Here is a 16,060-nt window from a genome sequence, read left to right as displayed (position 1 = left end):
TATAAAATAAAATTGAAATCAAGAAAGGAAGTATATATGAACCATCTTGCTAAGTATCTAACAATGAAAATAATTCCTAGAGAATATGAAAATGATTTAGATCAAATTGAACTTGCAGTTTATGGAATGGAAGGATTGTTATGCAACCTTTCTACCCTTTTTGTAGCGATTATTTTATCATTCATTTTTCATACTACTTACGAATTCGTTTTATTTATTTTCTTTTTTATACCATTAAGGTTATCCTATAAAAGTTTTCATTGTTCATCATTTCTACAATGTCTTGTCTTTTCAAACATGATCATTCTCTTTGCCTCATATTTTATTAAATATGTTACAAATATCCCTTTTTTAAGATTGATATGTTTGAGTTTAATAGTAGCCAATTACACTTTATCTTTTGAAAAAAATAAAAGACTTCATTGCATAGAAATATTGATTTTATACTTATGCTCTTTTATTGATTCATCTTTACTTGTTATTTACTTGATTTCTTTATTTATTAACACTATTTTAATTTTATTAAAAAGAGGTGAAAATCATGTTTAAAGGATTATTTGATTTATTAGTTGGTTTTGCAGCTGTTTTAGATGTACCTCCTTCATGGTGGATCTTATATGAACCAAAGAAACCCCAAGCATTAAAAAACAAATAAAAAGATGATAAAAACTATCATCTTTTTATTTTCTATTTTATAATATTTCTATGGAAAAATATTATACAACAGGACAATTTGCGAAAATGGCAGGTGTCACATTAAGAACAATTCGATATTATGATAAAATAGGGCTTTTAAAACCATCGCATATTCTAGACAATGGATATCGTCAATATTGTAATAAAGATTTAATTACTCTTCAAAAGATTCTTGCTTTAAAAGAACTAGGATTTTCACTAGAAGAAATCTATCCTCTTATTATAGATAACGATAAAGATAGTTTTAAAGAATCTTTAAAACTACAAACTTCTTTGATTAACCAAAAAATGAATCATCTTAATAATTTAAAAGCAACCATTAAAAGCACTGAAAAAATTTTAGAACATGATCAAATTTCTTGGGAAAAGATTATTGAACTCATTAATCTCACAAATAATGATGAAAGCATTATTCAACAATATTTCAATAGTCAAAACTTATCTACACGTATTTATCTTCATGATCATTTTTCTATTAATAAGGAAAGTTGGTTTGAATGGCTCTATCATCAAATAGACTTTTCTCATGTTTATCAACTTTTAGAAATTGGTTGTGGAAATGGAAAACTATGGGAAAATAATACCTATAATCTAAGAAATAGAGAGATTTTCTTATCAGATATTAGCGAAGGAATGTTAGAAGATACCAGGAAAAAACTTGGTAATGATTATAACTATATTGTTTTAGATGCTCAAAATATTCCTTTTAAAAATCATTTCTTTGATACGGTGATTGCAAATCATGTTCTCTTTTATCTGCAAGATTTGAATCTTGGTCTTTTGGAAATATCTCGTGTTCTTAAGGATTATGGAATATTCTATTGTACAACTTATGGTAAAAATCATATGAAGGAAATTACTGAAATTGTTCATAATTTTGATTCACGTATTCAACTATCTAATAATAACCTCGTAGAACATTTTGGATTAGAAAATGGAAAAACTCTTTTAAGGCCTTATTTTAAACAAATCGAATTAAAGAGGTATGATGATTATTTAATAGTTGATGACGCTAAAGCATTAATGAACTATATAATGAGTTGTCATGGCAATCAAAAAGAATATTTAGGATATCGTTTAAAAGAATTTCAAGCTTACCTTGAAAAAATCATTGATGAAAATAATGGAATTAAAATTACTAAAGATTGTGGTTTATTTATTTGTAGAAAGTAGTCATACTTTAAGTGTGACACTTTTTTTATTGATAAAATGAAGAAATTTTATATTTTGTATTGACACTTACGTAACGTCATGGTTTATTATTTAGAAGTAAACAAAAGGAGGTACTTCTATGAAAGGTATCGTATTAGCTGGAGGATCTGGAACAAGACTTTATCCTCTAACACAAGTAACAAGTAAACAATTATTGCCAATTTATGACAAACCAATGATTTATTATCCTTTGAGTATTTTAATGAATGCAGGCATTAAAGATATTTTAATTATCTCTACCCCTGATGATACTCCTCGCTTTAAAGAATTATTAGGTGATGGACATCAATTTGGTATCTCACTTCAATATAAGGTTCAACCATCTCCTGATGGATTGGCTCAAGCCTTTATTTTAGGAGAAGAATTTATTGATGGTGAAGCATGTGCTATGATTTTAGGAGATAATATCTTCCATGGACATGGTTTATCAAAACGTTTAAGAAGAGCAGCAAATAAAGAAGATGGTGCGACTGTCTTTGGATATTATGTTGATGATCCTGAAAGATTTGGTGTTGTTGAATTTGATGAAAATGGAAAAGCTATTTCATTAGAAGAAAAACCAGCTCAACCTAAATCAAATTATGCTGTCACTGGTTTATATTTCTATGATAACCATGTTGTAGAATACGCAAAACAAATCAAACCATCTGCACGTGGTGAATTAGAAATCACTGACTTAAATAAAATCTATCTTGAAAAAGGTAATTTAGATGTTGAATTATTAGGTCAAGGATTTACATGGTTAGATACAGGAACTCATGAAAGTTTAGTAGATGCAACTAACTTTGTGAAAACTGTTGAAACTCATCAAAACAGAAAAATCGCTTGCCTTGAAGAAATTGCTTATAACAACGGATGGATTTCTAAAGATGAATTAAATACAGCATATGAACTTTATAAAAAGAATCAATATGGTAAGTATTTAAAAGATGTAATGGATGGAAAATTTATAGATCAATAAAAAGGAAGTAAAAAAGATGAAAGTTATTGAAACAAAAATTCCAGGTGTTTTAATTGTAGAAACAGATGTTTTTGGAGATCACCGTGGATACTTTACAGAAACTTATTCAAAACCTAAATATGAAAAATTAGGTATTACTGTTGATTTTGTACAAGACAATATGTCTTTTAGTGCACAAAAAGGAACTTTACGTGGTTTACATTGGCAAAACCCACCTTATGCACAATCTAAATTAGTATCTTGTACTAAAGGAAAAGTTATTGATGTTGCAGTAGATATTAGAAAAGGAAGCCCAACATTTGGTGAATGGGTTTCTGTTGAATTAAGTGCTGAAAATCATCGCCAATTCTTTATTCCACAAGGATTTGCGCATGGATTCTTAACTTTAACAGATGATGTTGAATTTAGATATAAAGTAGATAATGTGTATAATAAAGAATCTGAAGGTGGTATGCGTTATGATGATCCAACAGCTAATGTTGATTGGGGATCATTATTAAATGGTATTGAACCTGTTTTAAGTGAAAAAGATCAAACAGGACCAACTTTAGAAAATTCAAATAATCAATTTGTATATGAAGGAGATAAATAAATGAAAATTTTAGTAACAGGTGGTGCAGGTTTCATTGGTGGAAACTTTGTACATTATATGGTTAATAAATATCCAGAAGATATGATCGTTAACTTAGATAAATTAACTTATGCAGGTAACTTAGAAACTTGTAAACCAGTTGAAGGTAAACCAAATTATAAATTCGTTAAAGGTGATATCGCTGATAGAGAATTTATCTTTGATTTATTCAAAAAAGAAAAATTTGATGTTGTTGTTAACTTTGCAGCTGAATCGCATGTAGATAGAAGTATTGAAGATCCTGAAATCTTTGTTAAAACAAATGTTATGGGAACAACTACTTTATTAGATGCATGTAATGAATTTGGTATTAAAAGATATCATCAAGTATCTACTGATGAAGTTTATGGTGATTTACCATTAGATAGACCTGATCTATTCTTTACAGAAGAAACACCATTACACACATCTAGTCCATATAGTTCATCAAAAGCTTCTGCAGATTTATTCGTATTAGCTTATCATAGAACTTTTGGATTACCAGTAACTATTTCAAGATGTTCAAATAACTATGGTCCTTACCATTTCCCAGAAAAATTAATTCCATTAATTATTTCTAGAGCATTAAATGATGAAGAATTACCAGTATACGGTACAGGGGAAAACGTACGTGATTGGTTACATGTTTATGATCACTGTGTTGCAATCGACTTAATCATTAGAAAAGGTCGTGTTGGAGAAGTTTATAATGTTGGTGGACATAACGAAAGAACTAACTTAGAAGTTGTTAAAACAATCTTAAAAGCTTTAGGTAAACCTGAATCATTAATCAAATTTGTTTCTGATAGAAAAGGTCATGATATGAGATATGCAATCGATCCAACTAAATTAGAAACTGAATTAGGATGGAAACCAAAATATACATTTGATACAGGTATTCCTCAAACAATTGATTGGTATTTAAATAACAAAGAATGGTGGGAAAACATCATTTCTGGTGAATATAAAAACTATTTCCAAAACATGTATGTAGATAAAGGAAGAGTTGAAGAATAAAAAAACAAATGGATCTCGTCTTGAGATCCATTTTTAATTAAACTGATATATATTTTTATCTAAATATTCACTACTTTTTTTGTACTTCTTCATTAATATAATCTTGGCCATATTTTTCAATAATTGTTGGTAATTCAGAAAATAGATTCGTACCTAGTGCTAACTTATTCCCTTCTATATTGAATCCCATTGCAGCCAATGTTGTAGGATACATATCCATATGTGTAAATTGTCTATTTTTTATTTGATCAGTCGTCACTTTAGAATTAATAAAACAATTGTATGTCGTTCTTTGGTAATCTGACGGAACATCATTAACATATTGTTGTGCCATTGTTGGATGATCACCAACTAACACAATGGTTGTATTTTCATACCAAGATTGACTTTTACACCAATCAATAAAACTATTAATAAGTTTTGATTGACATGCATATATATTTTCATATCTATTTTCATATGTATTAGGGCAATATTTACATAGAAACCCCTTAGGCATATGACAATCTATAGTTGCCATCGTAAAATTGAATTTACCTGTTTGTGCAAGCTGCGTAATCTCATTCTTAGCTAATTCGAATAATTTGTAATCGTCTAATCCCCATTGATTAAGTTCATTACTTTTAAATGAATATTCCTGTTTTAACGAATTAATATCACATATTTTATCAAATCCATGCTGTAAAAAAAATTTATCTGTCCCAGCAAATTCTTTTTGAGAACCAATCATAAGTTCTTGTATATATCCGTTTTCATTTAAAATATCTCCAATTGTTTTAGCACCTGGCATAAATCGATTTTGTTGATCCATATCATTAGCAACTTCAACTTTTAAAGGTAAACCTGTAAATTGAGAAGTCATTGATGCTATTGTCCATGTTGTACCAGTAAATGGAATTGCTCCACCTAAAAGCTCATTATTTGAAAAACTAGTGTTATTTAAAGCTAATTCTGTTAATTCTGGCATACAATTAATTGCTTTTACTCCACCATGTGCTGTGTCCAAAAAAGTATTTTCTATTGATTCTAAATAGATATAAATGAGATTATTAGTATCACTACCTGATATATTAATTTCTTTAGGATTTTGATAAACGATAGTACTATCCCCTTGATATTCCTCTTTTTTTACTTTTTTCTTTGTTTTTTTACTTTTATTATAAATTGATGTTGTTTGTGATTTTTGGCTTATATAACCATAAATATCGTATCTAGAATTAGTATATAAACAAGATAAAAACAAAGATACAACAACAAAAATAGCACTTATATTTTTAATATATTTAAAATGTTTACTTTTTTTACGTGTATATAAAACAATAAAACAAGAAAGAACAGTAAATGAAACAGCTATCAATAATACTCTTAGTATGTATGAATAAACAACTGAAGAATCTGTCCCACTAGTTGGAGAAAGTAAAGTAAATAATATTTCTTGTATCTTAACATTACCAAAATTATCAAAAATCCAAATATTAGTTAAAAATAAAAGAATATTAAAAAACAATAATATCGTGAAAAAAAATAATAAAAACTTATTTTTCTTATTCATATAAATAATCTCCTTTATTTGTATAAAAAAAAGAAGGAACTGGCAACGAGCTATTTTCGCACAATGTACTATCTTCGCCGCGATGATGCTTAACTTCTGTGTTCGGAATGGGTACAGGTGTGTCCATCATGCTATCATTACCAGATTCTTCTTGTCAAGTGTCTTCAGGACACTCAAAACCAGACAGTAGTTTTTCTTCTTTCAAGCTCGCTTGCCTTTTCGGTCAAGCCCTCGACCTATTAGTATCAGTCCGCTTAACATGTCACCATGCTTACACTCCTGACCTATCTACCTTATCGTCTTTAAGGGGTCTTACTTGCTTGCGCAATGGGAAATCTCATCTTGAAGTGGGTTTCACACTTAGATGCCTTCAGCGTTTATCCCTTCCGCATTTAGCTACCCAGCTATGCCACTGGCGTGACAACTGGTCTACCATTGATGCGTCCATCCCGGTCCTCTCGTACTGAGGACAGCTCTTCTCAAATTTCCTGCGCCCACGACAGATAGGGACCGAACTGTCTCACGACGTTCTGAACCCAGCTCGCGTACCGCTTTAATGGGCGAACAGCCCAACCCTTGGAACCGACTTCAGCTCCAGGATGCGATGAGCCGACATCGAGGTGCCAAACCTCCCCGTCGATGTGAACTCTTGGGGGAGATCAGCCTGTTATCCCCAGGGTAGCTTTTATCCGTTGAGCGACGGCCTTTCCATTCAGCACCGCCGGATCACTAAGCCCGACTTTCGTCCCTGCTCGACTTGTGGGTCTCGCAGTCAAACACCCTTTTGCCTTTGCACTCTGCGCTTGGTTTCCATCCAAGCTGAGGGTATCTTTGGGCGCCTCCGTTACTCTTTGGGAGGCGACCGCCCCAGTCAAACTGCCCGACTGACACTGTCCCGTCAACGGCTCTACGTCGTCCGGTTAGAAATCCAATACAACAGGGGTAGTATCCCAACAGCGGCTCCTTGAATACTGGCGTATCCATCTCTTTGCCTCCTACCTATCCTGTACATGCTGCATCAAATCCCAATATCAACCTGCAGTGAAGCTCCATGGGGTCTTTCCGTCTAGTCGCGGGTAACCTGCATCTTCACAGGTACTAAGACTTCACCGAGTCTACAGCTGAGACAGCGCCCAAATCGTTACGCCTTTCGTGCGGGTCAGAACTTACCTGACAAGGAATTTCGCTACCTTAGGACCGTTATAGTTACGGCCGCCGTTTACTGGGGCTTCAGTTCAGGGCTTCACTTGCGTTAACCCCTCCCCTTAACCTTCCAGCACCGGGCAGGCGTCACCCCCTATACTTCGCCTTGCGGCTTAGCAGAGAGCTGTGTTTTTGGTAAACAGTCGCTTGGGCCGTTTCACTGCGGCTCATATCTCTATGAGCACTCCTTCTCCCTAAGTTACGGAGTCATTTTGCAGAGTTCCTTAGCTATAGTTCTCTCGCTCACCTTAGGATTCTCTCCTCACCCATGTGTGTCCATTTTCGGTACGGGCCATATATACTTAACGTTAGAAACTTTTCTTGGAAGTTCCTCCACTGCCTTCCGTACTCGCCGTAGCTTTCCGTACGCTTCACGCCTTCTCGTTTCGGATGGTGGATTTGCCTGCCATCCCGATATCTCGCTTGCACCAGCTCTTCCAGCCGCTGGCTGCAGCTTCCTCTCTCCGTCATTCCTTCACATATATACGGGTACAGGAATCTCTACCTGTTGTCCATCGACTACGCCTTTCGGCCTCGCCTTAGGTCCCGACTTACCCAGAGCGGACGAACCTTCCTCTGGAAACCTTGGGTTTTCGGTGCGTGGGATTCTCACCCACGTTCCGCTACTCACACCGGCATTCTCTCTTCCATGATCTCCACACGTCCTTTCGGTCGTACTTCTCCGTTCATGGAACGCTCCCCTACCATCCCTTGGGATCCATAGCTTCGGTAGTATGCTTAGCCCCGGTAAATTATCGGCGCAGAGTCATTCGACTAGTGAGCTGTTACGCACTCTTTAAAGGATGGCTGCTTCTGAGCCAACCTCCTAGTTGTCTGTACATCTCCACATCCTTTTCCACTTAGCATACATTTTGGGACCTTAGCTGATGGTCTGGGCTGTTTCCCTCTTGACAACGGACCTTATCACCCGCTGTCTGACTGCCGAGCATGTTGGCGTGACATTCGCAGTTTGATTATGCTCAGTACCCCGAGATGGGGCCATCACATATTCAGTGCTCTACCTTCACGCAACTCTTCTCTCGACGCTAGCCCTAAAGCTATTTCGGGGAGAACCAGCTATCTCCGGGTTCGATTGGAATTTCACCCCTAGCCACAACTCATCCGCCAACGTTTCAACGGGGGTCGGTTCGGTCCTCCATCGGGTTTTACCCCAACTTCAACCTGGTCATGGCTAGATCACCCGGTTTCGGGTCTACTGCATGCAACTCGCGCCCTCTTAAGACTCGCTTTCGCTTCGGCTCCGCATATCCTGCTTAACCTCGCTCCATACAGTAACTCGCCGGTTCATTCTACAAAAGGCACGCCATCACCCTTTAACGGGCTCTGACTTCTTGTAGGCATATGGTTTCAGGTTCTCTTTCACTCCCCTCCCGGGGTTCTTTTCACCTTTCCCTCACGGTACTGGTTCACTATCGGTCACTCTCTCGTATTTAGCCTTGCCGGATGGTCCCGGCTGATTCAGACAGGATTTCTCGTGTCCCGCCCTACTCAGGTGTCATCTCTCTCCAGTCTCTCATTTCGAGTACGGGGCTCTCACCCTCTCTCGCTCACCTTCCCATGTGATTCCTCTATGATCCTCTGTTTGATTTATCGATGATCCTACTACCCCGATCCTCAGATCGGTTTGGGCTCTTTCCCTTTCGCTCGCCGCTACTCAGAAAATCATTCTTATTTTCTCTTCCTGCAGGTACTTAGATGTTTCAGTTCCCTGCGTCTCGCCTCATCATGTCTATGTATTCGACATGTGATACACGGATATGACTCCGTGTGGGTTCCCCCATTCGGATATCGACGGCTCTTCACGTGCTTACCGCTCACCGTCGCATTTCGCTGTTTGCTGCGTCCTTCTTCGCCGGAGTGTGCCTAGGCATTCCCCATACGCCCTTTCTTGCTTTACCTTCTAGGTTTGCTTGCTTGAACTTTTTTTCGTTTACACTTGCTGTAAAATCTTAGTTACTTTCGACTTTTCGTACTAGACCTTATTTTTTCTTTAATGTCTAATCTCTTCTTTATCGTTTTCGCAATTTTTTTTACTACTATCCAGTTTTCAATGTCCTCTTGAATGTCATGGACATTCAAAACCAAACAAGAAAGCACAACTTTCTCTCCCTAGAAAGGAGGTGATCCATCCCCACGTTCCCGTAGGGATACCTTGTTACGACTTCACCCCAATCATCAGTCCCACCTTAGACAGCTCCTTCCTTGCGGTTAGGCCACCGGCTTCGGGTGTTACCGACTCTCATGGTGTGACGGGCGGTGTGTACAAGGCCCGAGAACGTATTCACCGCGACATGCTGATTCGCGATTACTAGCGATTCCATCTTCGTGCAGTCGAGTTGCAGACTGCAGTCCGAACTGAGAACAGTTTTATGGGTTTCGCTCCACCTCGCGGCTTCGCTTCCCTCTGCTCTGTCCATTGTAGCACGTGTGTAGCCCAGGTCATAAGGGGCATGATGATTTGACGTCATCCCCGCCTTCCTCCGGCTTGTCACCGGCAGTCTCGCCAGAGTCCCCAACTTAATGCTGGCAACTGGCAACAGGGGTTGCGCTCGTTGCGGGACTTAACCCAACATCTCACGACACGAGCTGACGACAACCATGCACCACCTGTCTTCTCTATAGCTATCTCTCCATCTCTGGAGCCTTTAGATCGATGTCAAGACCTGGTAAGGTTCTTCGCGTTGCTTCGAATTAAACCACATGCTCCACCGCTTGTGCGGGCCCCCGTCAATTCCTTTGAGTTTCATTCTTGCGAACGTACTACTCAGGCGGAGTACTTATTGCGTTAACTGCAGCACTGAGATTTGACTCCCAACACTTAGTACTCATCGTTTACGGCGTGGACTACTAGGGTATCTAATCCTATTTGCTCCCCACGCTTTCGGGACTGAGCGTCAGTTATGCGCCAGATCGTCGCCTTCGCCACTGGTGTTCCTCCATATATCTACGCATTTCACCGCTACACATGGAATTCCACGATCCTCTCACACACTCTAGCTCTACGGTTTCCATGGCTTACCGAAGTTAAGCTTCGATCTTTCACCACAGACCCTTAGTGCCGCCTGCTCCCTCTTTACGCCCAATAATTCCGGATAACGCTCGCCACCTACGTATTACCGCGGCTGCTGGCACGTAGTTAGCCGTGGCTTTCTTATAGAGTACCGTCACTTGGATATCATTCCCTATATCCACCGTTCTTCCTCTATGACAGAAGTTTACATAACGAATTACTTCTTCCTTCACGCGGCGTTGCTCGGTCAGGGTTTCCCCCATTGCCGAAAATTCCCTACTGCTGCCTCCCGTAGGAGTCTGGGCCGTGTCTCAGTCCCAGTGTGGCCGGTCACCCTCTCAGGTCGGCTACGCATCGTCGCCTTGGTAGGCCGTTACCCTACCAACCAGCTAATGCGCCATAAGTCCATCATCTACCAGTCCCGTAGCACTTTTCATATAGAGTTCATGCGATCTCTACACCTATGCGGTCTTAGCTGACGTTTCCATCAGTTATCCCCCTGTAGATGCCAGGTTACTTATGTATTACTCACCCGTTCGCCACTCTTCACCGAAGTGAAGCGTTCGACTTGCATGTATTAGGCACGCCGCCAGCGTTCATCCTGAGCCAGGATCAAACTCTCCATTGTCTTATTTCTTTCAGACAACTTTGGTCTGTTTAGCTCTTTTTTATTTCTTTAACTTAATTGACGTTGTGTTTTATTCTTTCCTGTTCAGTTTTCAATGTCCTCTCACTTGACTCTCTCGTCGAGTGCCCATTTATATTACCATCTCCTCTCCCTTTTGTAAAGCTTTTTTTCTGTATTTTTTTATTTTTTTTAAATTATTATTTATATAAACCATTTTTTCATTCTATAATCATTACTTTTTTTATAATTGCTTAAATGAAAGCTACATTTTTCACATAATTCACATACATAATGGAAGCGGAGGTAAAGATTATGCATAAATTAAAAAAATTAATTTTACTAATATTATCTATTTCTATAGCTTCACTCTATCTCATGTTTTCTAACTCTACAGAAATAGAAGCTTCAAGTAATGATAATAATTCAATAAATTACTTAAAATTAAAAAATAAAAGTACATCCCTTTCTACTATTTATAGTGAAAAATATCAAACTCGTATACATAATCAAATTAATAAACAAAAGAAATTAAATAATTATACTTTTCAACATCCTTTATTAATAAGGAATCCATATGGAACAAATACAACAGCTGTTTATATGTATTTTAAAACCACAGAAGAATTACAAGCAAGTTACACAATTCATTGTAATAATTACGCTGATTTTTCACAAACTTTGAATTCTAATACATTAAGCGGTTATACAACAGAACATGAATATCTCTTAATTGGAGCAATTCCTAATCAAACAAATACAATTACAGTTACTCTAACAAATAAACAAGGTAAAGTTGTTGATACCTTATCATGGTCATATAATGCCCCTTCATTACAAGGCGGTGATCAATATCTTACAGTAGAATGTGATGATTCAAATACATCATCCTTATCTAACGACCTTTATACTGTTCTTGGAAACGATGTTACTGAAGATAGTGAAGAACAAGCTTATATGAGACTTTATGATAATTACGGCATCATTCGTAGTGAAATTCCTATCGTTTCTTATAGAAGTCACCGTATTCTTTTTGAAAACAACACCATGTACTTTAGTATTTCTAGTACAAAAATAGTTGGTATGGAACAAACTGGTTATGTTTCTAAAATTTATGATACAGGTAATTATAAATTACATCATGATTACATCTTTGATAGCAACAATAATATTCTTGTTCTTGCAAGTGAAAAAGAGGCAAAAACAAGTGAAGATAAAATTATTATGATTGAAAAAGATTCTGGTAACATAACAGAACTTGTAGATCTTATTGATTTATTACCTGATTATTATTCAACAACTTCATTACCTGATAGTGCAGAAGATCTTGATTGGATGCATATCAATTCACTGTCTCTTATTGATAAAACAAGTTTAATTATTAGTTCAAGAGAAACATCCACAATTATTAAATTAGATAATATCTATTCAAATCCAACAATTGATTACATGATTGGTTCTGATAACTTTTGGCAAGAAAGTGGATATGATTCCTTACTCTTAAATAAAACAAATGATTTTTCAATGCAAGCTGGTCAACATAGTGTCACTTATGTAGAAGATAATTCCCTACCTCAAAGTCAATATTATCTCTATCTTTATAATAATAACCTAGCTGTAAGTACAACACGTCCTGATTATGATTGGAAAAGTGATTCAAATTATTCAAATACTTACTATAACTTAAAAAAAGGAACTTCTTATTACTATAAATATTTAGTAGATGAAAATAATAGTACTGTTGAACTTGTAAGTAGTATTCCTGTTGCTTATTCAGGATATGTAAGTAGTGTTCAAGAATTAGATGGAAATGTAATTATCGATAGTGGTATCGCAATGTCTTGGAGTGAATACAGTCAGGATGGAACTTTATTAAAAACATTTAAAACGACAGGTGGTAAATTCGTTTACCGCGTCTTTAAATATGATTATCTAGATTATTGGTTTCAATAATTAAAAAGGTGTAGTTTGTGCTACGCCTTTTATATTCCATTTTTATAAAGAATATATTGTACAAGATTTAAAAAGAATACTTGTAACTCATTCATACTTTTATCAAAGCTTTCTTGATTTATATTGTAGTTAAAATAAAGATGATTATCTTTAGGAGCAACTCCTATAAACCCAATTTTAGGTTTTATTTTCACATCTAAATAGTTAGCATTTTGATAAAAAACAGATCTATTTGTACAAAAATCATCATATGTTTCATGTAAACTTACAATAATAACCAAATCATCTTCTTTCAAGTGAAACTGATCAATAATTTCTTCTTCACTTCCAAGATAAACCGGTATCTCACAAGGATATCCTAAATATGTCAACGCTTTTTGACATAGTAACAATGCAAACCTATTTCCATCGCCTAATATAACAATTCTTTTACATACCATGATTTTTTTAAAAATTTTTGTTTGTATGTGAGGAAAATTATTTTTAATAACCTTTTTCATCTTTTTCATATCTACTTCCGCATGCATATATTCTTCGTACATAACATTTTTAAAATAAGAAAACTTATTAATATTAATATTTTTTAAATATCTGACCATCGAAGTCTTAGACACACCCACTTCTTCTATAAATCTATTTAATGTATAATCCTTAATATTACCTTTTAATTCCATTATTTTTTTACTAATTAAATATTCCACACTCTCTTTTGAACTACTATTTTGTATCATCATTATTTTTCCTATAATCATATTTTCATTCCTTTATATATAATTCATAGTATCTCGTTTTAATTAAATCAAATAGAAATAAAAAAACATAATGCATTTCATAATAATCATTATCCGTATCCATAGAAAAGCTGAAATCAATATATTCACTATTTATTTGAGATTTACTAAAAAGTATCTTTGTATTCTTTGTATCTAAAACAACTTCTTGAAATTTTGCATCACAACAGCCTAATAATCTTCCTGTTGCTGTAAAGAGACCAATAAGATCATTATTTTTTGGTACTAAAATTTTCCCATTATTTACTGAACTTAACAAAACCGTTTTATCAAATATTTTCATATCTACTTGAAAATCAAACAATAAATTTAAAAGTGTTGGTGACCCATAAGCTATAAATCTTTCATGTTCATTTATTTGTTTACAAATTTTATCTATTTTATCCATATTAATTAGATGATGTCTTAATTGACTCATAATTTGAATAATTTTATTTTTTTCAAAACTTTCATATCTATCTCTGATTTGTTTTAGTCTTACTATTCTTTCAAAAATAACCTCATCTTTAAACGCTGTATAATTTTTATATCCCAGTTGATTAAGATATGTTTTAAATTTAAGTTTTGATATATTTAAAATTGTTAAAATGTCTTCTAATGTATAGGTTGGTATTTTATTATAGTGTTCAAATATTTTTCTAGATATATATGTATCAATATTATCAAATTCTATATTATTAGATGCTTTTAAAATATATTCTATTTTTAAATTTGTTTTGCTCACAATAAACACCCTCCTACAACAAAAATATTATAATATAAAAAGCGGAAAAATTGAAACCATTTTCCGCCTTACTTAATTATTATCTAATTACCTTTTTAGTAGCTGTATAGGCACCTACTGCTAACAACATGATAATAGCATATGAACCAATCATTGTATTATCTCCAGTTTTAACACTTTGTTCAACTTTATTATTAACTGTTGCTTCCTTTTTATCATCTACTTTTTCTTCTGATTTTGACACTGTTTCCACTTTAGATTGTTTGAACAACCAATTCATTGGACTACCATCAGTATTATCATTAAGAACTTTTACCCATGACCAATGCAATAATGTACCTCCCATACCATTGCTGATTCCTACAGCTTTCATTTCATCATCTGACCATATAGATAATTTATTATTTTTATCTCCCATATTTTCCATAGCTTTGTACATAGCTTTTGAACTATCTACATTGCATGTTGGATCATTTTCAGCATGCGTATAATAAATTGGAACATCTAATAATTTTTGAGTATCAATTTTTTTAGAAACCATCGATTGTGTACTTTCATCCCAAGTATATACATTTCCTTGGAATGCTTCTTCAAAATTCGAAACAATTATATCAAAAGGATCTTTTTCTCTACCTAATACTGCAAATGTTTGATTATGTACAGGAACAATTGGATCCATTGAGCAACAAGCTATAGCTCCAGCAAATATTTCAGGATATTGCATTAAAAATCTCATTGTTGCTCCTCCTCCACTAGAAGCACCTGCAACATATACTTGATTTTTATTCACATTTCCATCATTAATTAGATTTTTAATCAATTGTGCTTGTAATGCATTGTTTTGGTCAATTAATTTTTTCTTATCTTCATTTTCTGCAGCACCATAGCTATAATTTTCATTTCCAACTTGCATTTGTAATACTGCAACATCATAACCAGCATCTACCCAACCAGTTAATCCTTTATTCGCTACAAGAGTATCTTCTAAATTACCATTGTATTCTCCACCACCATGATTCCATACAACAAGTGGTACATTTTTCTTAACTGATCCATCCGCATTTTTTGGTAAATACAACGCATATTCACGTGTTAATCCAGCATAAGTAAATGTCTTTCTTTCTGTATCATCTAAGACTTTAGTTTTAACTGTTGTTACATCACTTGCCTTAAAAGATAATGCATCATTAGTTAAACATTTAACTTCCCAATCCAATCTTTGAAATGACCAATCTGTTTTATAGATTCCAGCATAACAAAATGGATTCACTTTCATTTCTAACTTATTTCCTGATACACTTAATTCAATCCCATCATCTTGATAAGCTTCTGCCCAAGATCCTGTATTTACATCAAATGGAACAGTGCTTGAATTATTAATAATATCAAAATCTGCTGCTGTTAAATTTTGTATAATACTTTCATCACTTACCTCAATTTCAAATGAAGATACTTCTCTTTGTCCATCTCCAACTTGTGTGTTTGCAACAATAGAACTAACTGTTGGACTAGTAGCATAAACAGGCATACAAAGCATCGATAACGATAACGCTGCGCCTAATGATGCTGCTATTATTTTTTTACTTTTCATATTCTTTTCCTCCCTTTCGCACTTTCATACTATCACCTCCACCCACTGTAAGCGATTACAATATTATATCTATTGTTTCTTATTTTTTTACTAC

At 34.8% G+C, this 16,060-nt stretch carries 11 protein-coding genes and 3 rRNA genes; 7 read left to right on the top strand and 7 right to left on the bottom strand.

All coding sequences use genetic code 11. From position 1 onward, the window contains the following. Nucleotides 1-36: 36 nt before the first annotated feature. The 6 genes from Fi14EGH31_RS00930 to rfbB all read left to right on the top strand — a co-directional run bounded on the left by Fi14EGH31_RS00930 (nucleotide 37) and on the right by rfbB (nucleotide 4,496). Nucleotides 37-549, top strand: coding sequence for an accessory gene regulator B family protein (locus Fi14EGH31_RS00930; protein ID WP_107030694.1), 513 nt, complete (start codon nucleotides 37-39; stop codon nucleotides 547-549). Next, entirely contained in the window at nucleotides 542-655 is a 114-nt protein-coding gene (locus Fi14EGH31_RS00925; RefSeq protein WP_081918857.1) for a cyclic lactone autoinducer peptide, read from the top strand. The genes Fi14EGH31_RS00930 and Fi14EGH31_RS00925 overlap by 8 nt, the downstream gene beginning before the upstream one ends. A 50-nt stretch (nucleotides 656-705) precedes the next feature. Further along, complete coding sequence (locus Fi14EGH31_RS00920) at nucleotides 706-1,869, top strand: MerR family transcriptional regulator (protein ID WP_117347631.1); 1,164 nt, start codon at nucleotides 706-708, stop codon at nucleotides 1,867-1,869. A 118-nt stretch (nucleotides 1,870-1,987) separates the two neighbouring features. Beyond that, on the top strand, nucleotides 1,988-2,869 hold the full coding sequence (gene rfbA / locus Fi14EGH31_RS00915) for a glucose-1-phosphate thymidylyltransferase RfbA (protein WP_107030696.1): 882 nt from the start codon (nucleotides 1,988-1,990) through the stop codon (nucleotides 2,867-2,869). A gap of 16 nt (nucleotides 2,870-2,885) precedes the next feature. Next, a complete protein-coding gene (gene rfbC, locus Fi14EGH31_RS00910; RefSeq protein WP_022001318.1) occupies nucleotides 2,886-3,461 on the top strand; it encodes a dTDP-4-dehydrorhamnose 3,5-epimerase in 576 nt (191 codons plus the stop codon). After that, a complete protein-coding gene (rfbB, locus tag Fi14EGH31_RS00905; protein WP_022001319.1) occupies nucleotides 3,462-4,496 on the top strand; it encodes a dTDP-glucose 4,6-dehydratase in 1,035 nt (344 codons plus the stop codon). Between the two features lie 70 nt (nucleotides 4,497-4,566). Here the strand turns inward: rfbB and Fi14EGH31_RS00900 are convergent, their stop codons facing one another. The 4 genes from Fi14EGH31_RS00900 to Fi14EGH31_RS00885 all read right to left on the bottom strand — a co-directional run bounded on the left by Fi14EGH31_RS00900 (nucleotide 4,567) and on the right by Fi14EGH31_RS00885 (nucleotide 10,910). Beyond that, on the bottom strand, nucleotides 4,567-6,048 hold the full coding sequence (locus Fi14EGH31_RS00900) for an LTA synthase family protein (RefSeq protein WP_200765037.1): 1,482 nt from the start codon (nucleotides 6,046-6,048) through the stop codon (nucleotides 4,567-4,569). A 37-nt stretch (nucleotides 6,049-6,085) separates the two neighbouring features. Beyond that, nucleotides 6,086-6,193, bottom strand: a 5S ribosomal RNA gene (gene rrf / locus Fi14EGH31_RS00895). 74 nt (nucleotides 6,194-6,267) lie between these two features. After that, nucleotides 6,268-9,170, bottom strand: a 23S ribosomal RNA gene (locus tag Fi14EGH31_RS00890). Nucleotides 9,171-9,385: 215 nt separating this feature from the next. Then, nucleotides 9,386-10,910 (bottom strand): 16S ribosomal RNA (locus tag Fi14EGH31_RS00885). Together the 16S, 23S and 5S rRNA genes form the textbook arrangement of a ribosomal RNA operon. A 312-nt stretch (nucleotides 10,911-11,222) precedes the next feature. Between Fi14EGH31_RS00885 and Fi14EGH31_RS00880 the strand changes: the two genes are divergently transcribed. Beyond that, the gene (locus Fi14EGH31_RS00880; protein WP_200765036.1) at nucleotides 11,223-12,860 is read left to right on the top strand and encodes an aryl-sulfate sulfotransferase; all 1,638 of its coding nucleotides are present in this window, start codon (nucleotides 11,223-11,225) and stop codon (nucleotides 12,858-12,860) included. 29 nt (nucleotides 12,861-12,889) lie between these two features. On the opposite strand, the gene Fi14EGH31_RS00875 is transcribed toward Fi14EGH31_RS00880, so the two are convergent. The 3 genes from Fi14EGH31_RS00875 to Fi14EGH31_RS00865 form a co-directional block, all read right to left on the bottom strand. Continuing rightward, complete coding sequence (locus Fi14EGH31_RS00875; RefSeq protein WP_147338501.1) at nucleotides 12,890-13,594, bottom strand: MurR/RpiR family transcriptional regulator; 705 nt, start codon at nucleotides 13,592-13,594, stop codon at nucleotides 12,890-12,892. A gap of 22 nt (nucleotides 13,595-13,616) precedes the next feature. Then, a complete protein-coding gene (locus Fi14EGH31_RS00870; RefSeq protein WP_117576111.1) occupies nucleotides 13,617-14,375 on the bottom strand; it encodes a MurR/RpiR family transcriptional regulator in 759 nt (252 codons plus the stop codon). A gap of 79 nt (nucleotides 14,376-14,454) precedes the next feature. Next, nucleotides 14,455-15,966 carry a carboxylesterase family protein gene (locus tag Fi14EGH31_RS00865; protein ID WP_200765035.1) on the bottom strand — a complete coding sequence of 504 codons (1,512 nt, stop codon included), beginning with the start codon at nucleotides 15,964-15,966 and terminating at the stop codon, nucleotides 14,455-14,457. Between the last annotated feature and the right edge of the window lie 94 nt (nucleotides 15,967-16,060).

Source organism: Faecalibacillus intestinalis, from assembly GCF_015097455.1.
GTDB classification, from domain to species: domain Bacteria; phylum Bacillota_I; class Bacilli_A; order Erysipelotrichales; family Coprobacillaceae; genus Faecalibacillus; species Faecalibacillus intestinalis.
Note: the sequence above shows the minus strand (reverse complement) of the source record. Positions and strands in the feature narration are given on the sequence as shown.